Origin of the sequence: Tatumella sp. JGM94 (genome assembly GCF_018257595.1) — a bacterium.
Taxonomy (GTDB): domain Bacteria; phylum Pseudomonadota; class Gammaproteobacteria; order Enterobacterales; family Enterobacteriaceae; genus Tatumella; species Tatumella punctata.
Map to the genome: position 1 here is coordinate 347,211 of NZ_JAERJN010000001.1, position 13,212 is coordinate 360,422.

Here is a 13,212-nt window from a genome sequence, read left to right on the forward strand (position 1 = left end):
TCAGAATGGCTATCAGGAATTAAAGTTGATTTATAATTCGCGTGTTGTTAGGTTAAAAATAACTGAACAACAGGAGCAACATGTGAATAAAAAAATAATTCTCCCTGCATTAGTACTTTCTTTTTGTGGCAGCGTCGCTGCGCAGGACCTGCCGGGTAAAGGAATTACTGTTCAGGCAGTGAAAAGTCCGCTGGCTGAAGAATCCTTCCAGACAGAGTTAGTCAATCGCGCACTGTCAACGCTGGGATATGATGTAAAACCGACCCAGGAAGTGGATTACAGTGTCATATATGCCTCGGTTGCCCGTGGCGATGCTACCTACTCTGCCGTTGACTGGGAGCCGTTACAATCGGCAATGTATCAGTCAGCAGGCGGGGATAAAAGTTTCTTCCGTACCGGACCTTATATTACCGGTGCCGCTCAGGGTTATTTAATCGATAAAAAAACTGCTGAAAAATACCATATTACCGATATTTCCCAGCTAAAAGATCCGAAAATTGCAAAATTATTCGACGATAACGGTGACGGAAAAGCCGCACTGACCGGCTGTGAACCTGGATGGGCCTGTGGCAGCGTCATTGATGCGCAGATTAAAGCTTATGGCCTGAGCCAGACAGTGGAACAGAACCAGGGCAGTTATTCTGCCATGCTGGCTGATGTTATTTCCCGTTATAACGCCGGAAAACCTGTTTTATATTACACCTGGACACCTTACTGGGTGAACTTTGTATTAAAACCGGGTAAAGATGTTGTCTGGCTGACGGTGCCGTTCTCTGCTTCTCCTGCCGGTCAGCCAAAAGAAGATACCCGGCTGCCAAACGGTAAAAACTATGGTTTCAGCGTCAATGTTGAAAATATTATTGCTAACAAAGCCTGGGCAGCAAACAATCCGGCAGCAAGAAAATTATTCTCTGTCATGAAACTGCCGTTACAGGATATCAGTGCACAGAACCTCAGTATGCATAATGGTGAAGATTCTGCCGCTGATGTTTCAGCCCAGGTAGATGGCTGGATCCATGCCCACCAGGCAGAGTTCGATAGCTGGATTACTGCGGCAAAACAGGCTGCAAAACAGTAAACCGGTCTGTGTCGTCGTGGTGCCGGTAACTGCCTGCACCACGACGACAGTATTATGGCTCTAAGCATCCGTCTTGCTCTTTCCCTGCGACACGAATAATCGCAAGTATCACCTGTTCACTAAATGGCTTATAGTTTCCGGTATTCTCCGGCGTTCAGACTGGCCAATCCAGATTCAGATTCAGATTCAGAAGATATTAAGTGACAGACGACACCCGGACAGTGGAAAAGTGAGGCCCTGATGTTAAGACCAGCAACTGCCCTGACCTGTATTATCGCTTCCCTGATAACGATCTCCGGACTGTATTTACGCCCTGCGGCAGCGGCAGGTGATCGCCGCGAAGTTAGCGCCCCGCAACAAATTCAGCCAGTCTGCACCACCCTTTATCCTCAGTCCGGCGAAGCCGTCACCATGACACAGCAACGCATTCAACAGGCTCTGGATCATTGTCCTGCCGGTCAGGCCCTCCGGCTAAGCACCGGTGCTGCCGGCAATACCTTTCTTTCCGGCCCCCTGACCATTCCTGCGGGGGTATTCCTGCGTCTCAGCGCGGGCAGTGTCTTAAAAGCGGATACGGACCCGCAGCGCTATGATACCGGTCAGGGGCGTTGTGGCACCATTGATAACCGGGGTACCGGTTGCCGGCCTTTTATTACTCTCCGCAGCAGCAACGGTGGCGGTATTCAGGGAAAAGGAATTATTGACGGTCAGGGTGGCAGTCTGATGGCCGGTCACAAAGAAACATGGTGGCAACTGGCACGCCGTGCACAGTCCGTCGCGGGCGGAAAACAAAATGTCCCGCGTTTACTGCAAATAACAGGCTCACAGAATATTATTGTTTCCGGCATCCGGCTACGTAACGCCCCGGGTTTCCATATTGTGCTTAGCCATGTACAGGGCGCAACACTGTGGGGAATCATCATTGATACCCCCGCTTCAGCACGTAATACTGACGGTATAGATCCTGCGGCTTCGGAGGATATTACTGTTTCTCACAGCTTTATCCGCACCGGTGATGACAATATCGCGATTAAAGCCGGTAATGGCCCCTCTGAGCATATTTCTGTGATTGACAACCACTTCTATTCCGGACACGGCATGTCAATTGGCAGTGAAGTTAATGCCGGAGTCAGAGATGTTGTGATACATAATCTCACCCTTGATGGCACCACCTCCGGCTTACGTATAAAAAGTGATGCCAGCCGCGGAGGACTGGTCAGTGATATTGACTATTCGGATATTTGTATGCGTAATAATCGCTGGCCGGTCTCTTTCGATAGCCGCTATAACCCGGCTGCCACCGGTGATAAGATTCCCGATTATCGTCATATTATGCTGAGTAATATCAATGCCGAAGGTGCCGGCAAAGGAACTGTTGTTCTGAGGGGATATGATGCACAGCATCCTCTGCAGGTGACAATAGACGCGGTGACTTTCAGTCCGGACACTCAATGGTCTGTAGTCTTTACCCGCTTAACCACCGGAAAACAGGGGATTTCTCCGCCGCCAGCACGTATCTCCTTACGGATGCCATTGTCACCACCCGCGCCACAGCCAGAGTGTTCTGCAAAATGGCGCCCTTTTCCTGCCGTGTAATCACCGCCAGCGCAGAAGTACTGCCGGCGGTACTGTTACAGATCAACGCCGTTAAACATTCAGCAGTTTTTCGATCAGTAACGGGGCCAGATCTTTATCGGTATTCAGAACCACCCGACAGTTGGCATTTTCCTGTGGCGGGAACCCGCTATACTGACCGCGTAAATCGCAAATTGTCTGACCTCTGCCCGGCCCGCGGGTATCATCAATCACCACTTTCACTTTTGGCGCAACACATCCTTCCAGTCCCTGCACAGCAAAGAATGCCGCCGCCGGATCATGGATTGCACAAACATTGCGGCCCAGCTTTTGCTGATAGAAACCCATATACAGGGTCAGCATTTCACCCAGCGCACGGGCGAAGGGCCGTTCTGCGTTCAGTAATTGCCGGTGGTGATGTTCTTCAAACAGTTGTTGCATGGTGACATCCAGCGGCACCATGACCAGATTATCCAGAGCACTGAACACTATTCCTGCCGCTTCCGGATCTTCTGCTATGTTAGCTTCGGCTACCGGTGTCCGGTTTCCCGGTGCATTGGCCGCTCCGCCCATCAGAGTCACCTGACCCAATAACTGCCCTAAGCCGGGTTCCAGTTGTAGCGCACACGCCAGATTAGTCAGTGGCCCGGTCGCCAGCACCTGTAATTCTCCCGGATATTTTCTGGCCAGATCCACCAGCAGCTCTGCCGCGCTACCTGCCGCCAGCGGGTGTGGAGAATCGGCCAGTATCACATCGCCGATGCCATTTTCACCATGAATATGCTGGCTGCTGTTATGGAAAGCAGCACACAAATGGCCGGCATTCCCCTGTGCCACAGGAATACCTTCGGCACCTGCCAGACTCAGCAAATTAAGGGTATTACGTGCCCCCGAAGCGGCGTCAGTGTTACCGCAGACACTGCCTATACCGACAATCTCAACCTTCTCTTTTTCCGCCAGCAAATACCCCAGCGCCAGAGCATCATCAATACCTGTGTCACAGTCAAAAAACAGTTTTAGTGGTTGCATTTTGTACCTTTACTGAACAGAAGGGCCAGTGTAGCGCTGATAAACCTGCAGCCACACTGGCATACTATGTCACGACAAATTATGTTTTCCGCATCTTAACCATAAAACCGGAAATAACCGCCAGGGCTGTCAGCCCGGTACTGATCATTAATCCGTGACGGAAACCTTCAAGGGTACCACTGCCCACCGAAGCTGCAATCAGACCAATTCCCAGCCCCGCCCCGAGACCGAATGACGCCCCGTTTACCGCCGTCAGGGAAGATGGTGCTTCTTTGGGCGACAACAGCACACTCAGTCCACTGATACAACTCAGTACCACACCATAGTAGGTTATCCCCAGCAGTAATAAACTGACGATCAGTACCGGTTTATTTACCGGATTCAGGGTAATGACCACCATCAGGACCAGGCAGAGTACCAGTCCGGTTCTGAATGTTTTAATCCAGCCCGCCTTTCCGGCCAGCCAGCCCGACGGAGGCGCCGAGAGAAAACCCATCAACGCTGGCGGGGTCAGAAACAGCAGCGATGAACGGGCAGCACTCATCCCAAGGCCGGCATGGGTATCCTGCGAGATAATAATCACCGCGAAACCCAGCACCGAAAAGACACCCGCCAGAATCAGGATAGTTGTGGCAATGACCGGCCAGAACTGACGGGTAAAAAAGTGTTCCACCGGCACCAGGGGTATTGCACGACGTTTTTCTATAAACCAGAACAGCACAATGGCTGCCACAAACAACAGCAGGTACAACAGTGTCTGCTGGCTTAACCAGCCCGCTGACGATCCTTTATCAAGGCAGATATTAATAAAAATAATACTGAAGGACAGTATCACAGCTCCCGGCCAGTCCATTTTACCTTCAGCTACACCAGGTTCATCACGGGGAATAAGCAGGCTTATTGCCACCAGCGCTACTACACACACCGCCAGTGTGATCAGAAAAATGGACTGGTAACCATAAGCATCACTGAGCAGCCCGCCTATATAACCATCGATGCCCCCGACACCACCATTCACCGCAGTAATCACGCCAATGGCGGTACCGAACAGACGGCGGCTGATACGCTGATGCAGCAGCAAATAGGAAAGCTGAAATGTCGCGCTGCTTGCTCCCTGGAGTACGCGCCCGGCCAGCATAGTGTAATAGTCGTGGGTAAAGGCACTGATCAGCGTACCGACACTGCAGATAACCATCACCGCAATCAGCATACGCCGGCGACCAATAAAATCACTGAAACGGCTCAGTACCACTCCGCAAATTGATCCGGAAAGAAAAAATAATGACGACACGGCGGAAATATCCGTCATGCTGACATTAAGTTGCTTCGCCATTTCGGGCAAAGCCGGTGAAAGCATCGAACAATTCAGCTGAAAAGCAAGAATCGCAAGCATAAGTGCAGAAACCAGCAGAGCGGCATTTTTGCCTTCCAGCCCGCCGGAAGCCGGTGATACTGCCACAGAGTTCATAAAAAGTCCTGTCAGAGTAATAATAAATCAGATGTTATACTTGCCTGTATAATATCTCACAAATGCGTTTTACTTATCACCGGGATCCACTTACTATTTTCTTTTCTGTTACTGCTGTTTAAATATGCTCATGTCAGAGATCAATCAATTTCTTATGTCTCCCCTGACTGCCGGAAGCGGACAACCGTTACGGGTTGCGGTCTATTCACGGCTGTCTGCCGCCATTCGCCGGGGTCTGCTGCTGCCGGGTGCAATGCTGCCAAAAGAGAGTGATTTGGGTGAACAAATGGGGGTAAGCCGGACCGTAATCCGTGAAGCACTGATGCTGCTGGAAGAAGATGGTCTGTTACTCACCAGACGCGGTATCGGACGCTTTGTTACCCATAAACTCCCAACCCCGGGTCTGGAAAATTTGCTTCCCCCTGAGGAAATATTTGGCTACCCGCCGGGGGAAATACGTTTGCAACGGATTGATGCACGGTTACAGCAGCCTTCAGATTTCACACATAAATTACTGGAAACCAGTGATGATGACGCAAGCTGGTTCTGTGAAAGCCTGATCTACAGTGGCAATACAGTGATAGCTTTATTACAGGAACATCTGCCCGCGGGTCAGCGTCTGGATGCGGCAGACCCGCGTATTGCTCCGGCGGTTGATTTTTCCGCCCGCCAGTACCACTGCCGGTCAGTGCACTCGCTGTTACTGAATATACTGCAAGAGACACCGCAACCGGCAGTCTGCCAGTTGCAGGCAGGAGTTCCGGGGGAAGATCGCGGTAAAAAGCTGGACATTGCGGCCGACGCCCCGGTGATGGTACTGACCCGATCACTGAGATACCCGTCCGGCCCGCTTTACCTGGCGAAAATGGTGATAAAAGCCGGTTTTCCGCTGAGTATTAATCAGTCGGTATCAGCCCTGTAACGGCAGGTCCCCTGTCCTGCGGGAACTGCCGTGACTACCGGTGGTTATAAATCGAAACGGTCCAGATTCATGACTTTAGTCCATGCTGCCACGAAATCTTTCACCAGTTTTTCTCCGGCGTCCTCACTGGCATAAACTTCAGCAATGGCACGCAATACCGGATGAGAACCAAAAATCAGATCAGCACGGGTCGCCGTATACCGGACTTCACCACTGCTCCGCTCACGCCCCGTAAAAAGATGATCTGAACCGGCGGATGGCAGCCATTCAGTACGCATATCTAACAGGTTAACAAAGAAACTATTATTCAGTTCACCCGTATGGCTGCCAAATATCCCTGCTGACCCGCCGTCAAAGTTCGCCCCCAGGGAACGCATACCACCGACCAGTACTGTCAGTTCAGGCGCTGTCAGCGTCAGTTGTTGCGCTTTATCAATTAACAACTGCTCTGCAGCACTTGTCCCTGTGGCATTATAATAGTTGCGGAATCCGTCAGCCTGTGGCTCCAGTAAACCAAACGCATCAATATCCGTCTGCTGCTGACTGGCATCCACCCTGCCGGCCATAAAGGGTACTTCGGCTATCAGTCCCGTTGCGTTAATCGCTGTTTCCAGCCCGACGACCCCGGCCAGTACAATAATATCTGCCAGTGAGGCCACAGGGAATGACTGATGAATAGCTTCCAGTACCGGCAGCACCCTGGCCGCGATGGCATTCACCGGCCAGTGACGCTGGGGTAATAATGCCAGCCGTGCACCATTGGCACCGCCGCGCTTATCGCCGCCACGGAACGTTGACGCAGAGGCCCAGGCAACAGATACCAGTTCAGAGACGCTAAGACCGGAGGCCGCAATTTTTTGTTTCAGGGCAGCAATATCTGCCGGTGACGGACACTGATGTACTGTCGGCAGCGGATCCTGCCAGAGAAAATCTTTCTCCGGCACTTCCGGACCGAGGTACCGGGCTTTCGGGCCCATATCTCTGTGAGTCAGTTTAAACCAGGCCCTGGCAAAGGCGTCGTTAAATAACTGCGGGTCATTAAGGAAACGTCGCGAAATTTTTTCAAATTGCGGATCGAAGCGTAACGTCAAATCAGTCACCAGCATCGCCGGTTTATGTTTTTTCTGCGGATTAAACGCATCCGGAATACTGTCCGGGGCCTCTCTGGCTTCAAACTGAATCGCACCCGCCGGGCTGCGAGTCTGTACCCATTGATAGTTAAATAAATTCTCGAAGAAATAGTGGCTCCAGCGGGTCGGGGTCTGTGACCAGGTCACTTCCAGTCCGGAGGTGATGGCATCGGCACCGGCACCGCTGTTAAAACTGCTGGCCCATCCTAATCCCTGAGCTTCAATCGGTGCCGTCTCAGGATCCGCACCCACATGGCTGACAGGGCCTGCGCCATGTGTCTTCCCCAGAGTATGACCACCGGCAATCAATGCCACTATTTCTTCATCATCCATCCCCATATTGCCGAAGGTTGCACGGATAGCAGGTGCTGCCGACGCCGGATCACCACTGTGCTCCGGTCCTTCCGGGTTCACATAAATCAACCCCATCTCCGTCGCCCCGAGGGACGAGTCAGCCAGAGTTTCAGGATGACGATGTTCAAGCCAGTGATGTTCAGCTCCCCAGTTAACATCCAAATCCGGTTCCCAGACGTCCTCACGTCCGCCGGCAAAACCAAGGGTGCGGAAACCCGCGTTTTCCAGTGCCACATTACCCGCGAGGATATATAAATCAGCCCAGGAGATTTTCTGTCCGTATTTCTGTTTTACCGGCCAAAGCAGCCGGCGAGCTTTATCAAGGCTGACGTTATCAGGCCAGGCATTGAGAGGAGCAAAACGTTGCTGGCCACGTCCCGAGCCCCCCCGTCCGTCAAGGGCACGATAGGTTCCGGCACTGTGCCAGGCCATGCGGATAAACAAACCAATATAACTGCCCCAGTCGGCTGGCCACCAGCCCTGAGAATCTGTCAGTAAACGCGTAAGGTCTGCTTTCAGCGCAAAATAATCCAGTCCGGCAAATTCACGCCGGTAATCAAACTCCCTGTCCAGCGGAGTTGAACGTCCTGAGTGCTGGTTAAGTAAATCCACCCGCAGCTGATTCGGCCACCAGTCACTGTTTCTGGTGCCTGTCCCGGCAACCTGATGATTTTTTTGCTGATGAAAAGGACATTTTCCTGCCGCGGATTCCGGTGTAATCACGTCAGAAACTGACCGGTTATTATTCCCATATTCTGAATTACTCATGCTAACCCCCTGTATTAAACTGTGCTTACAGTAGCGGCAGCATGCTATTGTTGATACCTGTATTACCCTATCTGTCTGATAGCTCCGGCCTTATAATGGCTTCGCCGTTCAGAGTGTGTCATCAATACTGGCGTTGCTGTTTCCTCCGCTGGCGTTAATGCTGGTCTGCACCGGTGAGCAGAAATATCCGTTCCCCGACCCGCCAAATGCATAACAATAAATATGACTGTTTTTTTTGGCATAGAAACCATGACTGTTATTATTACTGGCAATCCCGTGGCTGATATTCATATAACTGCCGTATTCACAATGGTAGCCATTACCCTGATTATTACTGGCAGCTGAATACCCTCCGCTCATCGCGCCGAAGTCAGAGCAATAAAATCCATTGCCCGTATTATTTTCGCTGGTCAGATAGGTAATATCAGCCAGCCCGCCGCTGTCACACATCACCCCGTGAGTATTCTGAGAACAACGGGCATTATTAGCACCGGCAAAACCATTATATGCCGCATAGATACCGGCTCCGCTATTCAGGGAAAAAGAGGATATATAGTTATCCAATGAATTACATTCCACCGCACCGCCCCAGGCCAGTACACCGTAGAGATTACTAATACCTTTGACGCCATGGGCCCAGACTGAGCCATTGGTCAGGGCATAGAATCCGGCCCGCAGGTTACCCTGAGAGATTGCATATTCACATTGCAAAAAGCCGCCCGCTTCGGCGCAGAAACCAAAGCCGAGAGATTCACTGCTGTGCGAGCTGAAATAAGCCTCAGCACAGTTAACTTTCAGCGTAGCAGCGTAGGCATGGAAGGCCACATCTCCGGCATTGCTGACGGTGATCCCGCCGCCCTGATTTCCGCCGGAAGGCTGAGTTTCATTCGAGATAAAGGCACCGTTCATTGCACGGATCCCGTAGTACATTTTGGTGATATGCAGGGCCGGCCCAAGTATAACGCTGCCGCCGCCTACCGAGCGGATCCCTGCCCCGTAACACTGGTCGTTCCATTCTCCGGCGGCAATCCAGCCACTGACGCCGGCAATAGTAAAACCATTGAGCCATGAGATACCGAACCCGTTCTCAAATAAGAATCCGTCTTTGTTTTGGGTATTGTCTATATACAAAATACATTTTGAACAGTCCTGTTCATTCCCCCTTAAGGTCAACTGATCATAATTCCGGATCCGCGAGGTGATGCTGGCAGAAATAGTATACTCACCGTCAGCTACCTGTATATTTACGCTGGCCCGGAGGGTGCTATTTTCCAGTGCATCTAACGCTGACTGGATATCGGCATAATCGGCCGGAACATTTATTGTCAGGGGCTGTGAAATAATAGTGTCAGTCATGTTATTTCCTCTGAAAGTATTGGCCTTCCAGTCTGGCTTAGCCTGCTGTCCCGGTTCCAGATATTTTGTTTGTCAGGCCAGCAGTACAACATCTCGCCTACGGTTAACACCACAACCTTAAATCAATAATGTATTGAATAAAATGCCTTACAACCGCTTTGATAGCCGACAACGGGCCCGTTACCGGCTATCCTGAGTCCCCGTGCTATACTCTGATAAATCCTCTTCCGTAGCAGCAGACCGCACTATTAACAGGAGTAATAATGAAAGTATGGCCCGTACTGACAGGGATCGCATTATCACTGACTCTGGTGGCCTGTCAGTCCCCTGTTCCGCCGAAAGGTATCACCCCGCTGACCCCTTTTGACGCCAGCCGTTATCTCGGTAAATGGTATGAAATCGCGCGGCTGGATAACCGTTTTGAACGGGGCCTGCAGCAAGTGACTGCGACTTACGGACAGCGCAAGGATGGCGGGATCAGTGTGGTTAACCGCGGATACGACCCGCAAAGCGGGCGCTGGAAAAGCAGTGAAGGCAAAGCCTATTTTACCGGCAGCCATGATACTGCCGCCCTGAAAGTCTCATTTTTTGGTCCTTTCTACGGCGGGTATAATGTGATAGCTCTGGATGATGATTACCAGTATGCGCTGGTCAGCGGACCAAACCGGCATTATTTGTGGATCCTGTCACGCACTCCGCAGATCCCGCAACAAGTGCTTGATCGTTATATCGCACTGGCCAAGCAGCTTAGCTTCCCGGTTGACCAGTTAATCCGGATACAGCACTCAGGGTAATACGGTTTATCATTCGACAGAATACGCGAACTCCCTGCACGGGAGTTCGCGTATCTGTCAGAAGCGGTAACTTGCCGAAACTGAAATATTACGCGGAGCACCGTAAATAGTGTTACGTCCGACATCAATATTATAGGTTTTATCAAACAGGTTATTCAGGTTCGCCTGCAGTGACAGGTTTTTGTTCACCGTATAACGGCCAAACAGATTAACCAGTGCGTAACTGCCCTGATCAGCATACCAGTTAGCCGTACCATCAGGACCCGACACTTTATCCCAGGTATGGTTCTGCCAGTTAACACCGCCACCGAGCGTCAGCGCCGGCAGCGATGGCAGCCGGTAGCTGCCAAACAGTTTAAAGGTCGTTTGCGGCTGGGTTGGTTGTAAGGCATCGCCGCTGCCATCACGGGCGACATAACGGGTAGCCCCGAAAGTCAGCTGCAGGTTATCGGTCACTGCTCCGTTAATTTCGAATTCGGCACCGCGGCTGACTGTACCGTTCTGTTCATAGTAAGCATAATCTGTGCTGCCTTTCACCAGTGCATAATCTGTCGCTCCGAGATGATCCTGTTCAATACGGAATATCGCCAGAGAAGCCGTCAGGCGACTGTTCAGCCAGTCACCTTTTATCCCTGTTTCGTAGTTTTTACCGGTGACCGGGCTCAGATAAGCACCATTTTCATCACGATAAGTCTGTGGCTTAAAGATTGAGGTATAGCTGGCATAGGCAGAATAGGTATCGTTGATGTCGTATACGACTCCGGCATAAGGAGTGATATTATTTTTCACCATATTCTCGGTCAGAGTATCTGCGGTATAGCGGGTATAACGGGCGCCGAGGATCAGATGCAACGGATCAGCCAGGGTAATCCGGGTCGCAAAATAGGCCGACTTTTGGTGAATAGTATTATCTTCTGCAAGGGCCTGTGGGTCCCAGTCTGGCTGCGGGTAGTTCCCCCAGTCATTAAAGTCACCGACATCGGCCGAGGTAAAACTGGTCGACGCACTGTAATAACGGTTGTTCTGCCGGATATAACTGACACCAGCCATCAGTTCATGCTGACGGCCGAATAACTGATACGGCCCGCTGACATAAGCATCAGCAGCATTTTCACGGCGTTTCGCCGTATTATAACCGGTGCCCCCCAACAGATCGTACCCTGTATAAGGCCCGACACCAATCCCAGTGGTTTTATTAAAATAACCATCAATATACAGCAACTTACTGTCCATCGTCGACTCAGTATGGCTGCCACTCAGTGTGAACTGCCAGCCATTAGCCAGAGCCTGATTCAGGCTGGCAAACACCCGCCGGGTATGTACATCATTATAGGCCCAGTCAGGAGCAAGATTAGTACTGCGTTTATAACTGGTTTTACTACCGTCAAGATAGAAGGTCGGCAGCCCTCCCCAGGTTGCTCCGTGAACATCGGTATCTTCATAGTCATACCCGACAGAAGCCGTCGTCGACTCCGTAATGTCTGCATCAAGCACCGCGTAAAGGAATTTCTTTTGCGTATGATAGTGATCGAGCCAGCTGCCACTGTGCTGATAACCGGCAACCACACGGCCACGGACCCGGCCGGATTCACTCAGGGGACCGGAAAGATCTGCCACATAGCGCTGGTTATCCCAGCTACCGTAACTGGCATCAAGGTTGCCTTTAAAGGTTTTACTGTCGGCCTGTTTACGTATCATATTCACTGAGGCTGCCGGGTCTCCGGCACCACTCATTAAACCGGCCGCACCACGGACCACATCTACCCGCTGATAAATTGCCGTATCTGACAGGGTATCACCGAGATTCCAGCGATCATCGACCAGGACCGGAACACCATCGACCTGATAGTTATCTATTTTAAATCCGCGTGAATAGAAGTTACTGCGGTTAGCCCCCGAGTTCTCTTCAGAAATACCTGTCGTGTTCTCCAGTACATCATTAAGCGTATTGAGTTGCTGATCCGTCATCCGCTGACGGGTAATGACTGTTACTGACTGAGGGGTGTCACGCGCGGTCAGGGCCATTTTTGTCGCAGCACGGGTCACCGGTACCGTATAATCCGTATCTTCAGGGGTATCACTGTCGGATACTGGTTCGTTCCCGGTCACCAGCAGGGTGTTATTTTTTATACCACTGTCACCTGCCGCGGCCTGGCTATGGGGCATATATAATGCACCGGCAACCATAACAGCCAGTAATGACAGAGAAGGCCGCGAATCCTTCACCCGGTAAATCACGGGACAATGTTCCCGCCCCCTGAACTGACTGCTGTAAAAAGGCATCATTATCCTCAATAGCGTTTTTATCGGCGGTGCAGATATTTGCAACCGTACGTTTTACTCTGCATCTCTGTCGGTTTTTCCCCTGTTCCGCAGGCCATAACCAGCCATAGCTCAGAGAAACAAATCACACACAAAAATAAGAATGAGAAGTATAATCATTTTTATTGTCAGTTCAATGTAAAGATACGGAACCAGTACAGGATCGGGGGGGATGTGCAGAGGACGCACGGCCGCGCCCTCTGCACTCCGGGCCGGTGGATTAGACCTGTGCGGGTATTACGCCCGGGCCGGTACAGTAACTCTGATGAGGGTATGCCGCATATCAATCCGGCGGGATTCTGTTCGCCATTACGTAAAGTTATTTTTTGCTGCCCCGCTGCGGGCGACCAGGCAAAGGGCGCAATGGCCGGGGGCTGTGACGTAACGTTTGCGCTGACATGCAATATATCAATCCG

9 protein-coding genes are annotated in these 13,212 nt (G+C 51.3%); 4 read left to right on the forward strand and 5 right to left on the reverse strand.

Features of this window, described 5'->3' with window-relative positions; all coding sequences use genetic code 11:
- Nucleotides 1-82: 82 nt before the first annotated feature.
- Complete coding sequence (gene proX, locus JK216_RS01630) at nt 83-1,078, forward strand: glycine betaine/L-proline ABC transporter substrate-binding protein ProX (RefSeq protein ID WP_212709180.1); 996 nt, start codon at nt 83-85, stop codon at nt 1,076-1,078.
- Nucleotides 1,079-1,318: 240 nt separating this feature from the next.
- Nucleotides 1,319-2,674: a glycosyl hydrolase family 28 protein gene (locus JK216_RS01635; RefSeq protein ID WP_212709181.1), complete on the forward strand. Its 1,356-nt coding sequence runs from the start codon at nt 1,319-1,321 to the stop codon at nt 2,672-2,674.
- 51 nt (nt 2,675-2,725) lie between these two features.
- Here the strand turns inward: JK216_RS01635 and JK216_RS01640 are convergent, their stop codons facing one another.
- Nucleotides 2,726-3,682 (reverse strand): nucleoside hydrolase, encoded by a 957-nt coding sequence (locus JK216_RS01640; protein ID WP_212710250.1) that lies wholly within the window; start codon nt 3,680-3,682, stop codon nt 2,726-2,728.
- Between the two features lie 79 nt (nt 3,683-3,761).
- Entirely contained in the window at nt 3,762-5,150 is a 1,389-nt protein-coding gene (locus JK216_RS01645; RefSeq protein ID WP_212709183.1) for an MFS transporter, read from the reverse strand.
- 154 nt (nt 5,151-5,304) lie between these two features.
- Between JK216_RS01645 and JK216_RS01650 the strand changes: the two genes are divergently transcribed.
- Entirely contained in the window at nt 5,305-6,072 is a 768-nt protein-coding gene (locus tag JK216_RS01650) for a GntR family transcriptional regulator (protein ID WP_212711478.1), read from the forward strand.
- 44 nt (nt 6,073-6,116) lie between these two features.
- On the opposite strand, the gene katG is transcribed toward JK216_RS01650, so the two are convergent.
- Together katG and JK216_RS01660 are read right to left on the reverse strand one after the other, a co-directional pair.
- Complete coding sequence (katG, locus tag JK216_RS01655) at nt 6,117-8,324, reverse strand: catalase/peroxidase HPI (RefSeq protein ID WP_212709185.1); 2,208 nt, start codon at nt 8,322-8,324, stop codon at nt 6,117-6,119.
- 108 nt (nt 8,325-8,432) lie between these two features.
- Nucleotides 8,433-9,680, reverse strand: a complete 1,248-nt coding sequence (locus JK216_RS01660) for a hypothetical protein (protein WP_212709186.1) — start codon at nt 9,678-9,680, stop codon at nt 8,433-8,435.
- Between the two features lie 263 nt (nt 9,681-9,943).
- Between JK216_RS01660 and blc the strand changes: the two genes are divergently transcribed.
- Entirely contained in the window at nt 9,944-10,474 is a 531-nt protein-coding gene (gene blc, locus JK216_RS01665; protein WP_212709187.1) for an outer membrane lipoprotein Blc, read from the forward strand.
- Between the two features lie 57 nt (nt 10,475-10,531).
- Here the strand turns inward: blc and fhuE are convergent, their stop codons facing one another.
- The gene (gene fhuE / locus JK216_RS01670; RefSeq protein ID WP_212710260.1) at nt 10,532-12,757 is read right to left on the reverse strand and encodes a ferric-rhodotorulic acid/ferric-coprogen receptor FhuE; all 2,226 of its coding nucleotides are present in this window, start codon (nt 12,755-12,757) and stop codon (nt 10,532-10,534) included.
- Nucleotides 12,758-13,212 lie beyond the last annotated feature (455 nt).

What these genes read in the sequence shown, in the direction of transcription:
- JK216_RS01635 (WP_212709181.1), top strand. Translation starts at nt 1,319, where the DNA reads ATGTTAAGACCAGCAACTGCCCTGACCTGTATTATCGCTTCCCTGATA.
- JK216_RS01640 (WP_212710250.1), bottom strand. Translation starts at nt 3,682, where the DNA reads ATGCAACCACTAAAACTGTTTTTTGACTGTGACACAGGTATTGATGAT.
- JK216_RS01645 (WP_212709183.1), bottom strand. Translation starts at nt 5,150, where the DNA reads ATGAACTCTGTGGCAGTATCACCGGCTTCCGGCGGGCTGGAAGGCAAA.
- JK216_RS01650 (WP_212711478.1), top strand. Translation starts at nt 5,305, where the DNA reads ATGTCTCCCCTGACTGCCGGAAGCGGACAACCGTTACGGGTTGCGGTC.
- katG (WP_212709185.1), bottom strand. Translation starts at nt 8,324, where the DNA reads ATGAGTAATTCAGAATATGGGAATAATAACCGGTCAGTTTCTGACGTG.
- JK216_RS01660 (WP_212709186.1), bottom strand. Translation starts at nt 9,680, where the DNA reads ATGACTGACACTATTATTTCACAGCCCCTGACAATAAATGTTCCGGCC.
- blc (WP_212709187.1), top strand. Translation starts at nt 9,944, where the DNA reads ATGAAAGTATGGCCCGTACTGACAGGGATCGCATTATCACTGACTCTG.
- fhuE (WP_212710260.1), bottom strand. Translation starts at nt 12,757, where the DNA reads ATGCCTTTTTACAGCAGTCAGTTCAGGGGGCGGGAACATTGTCCCGTG.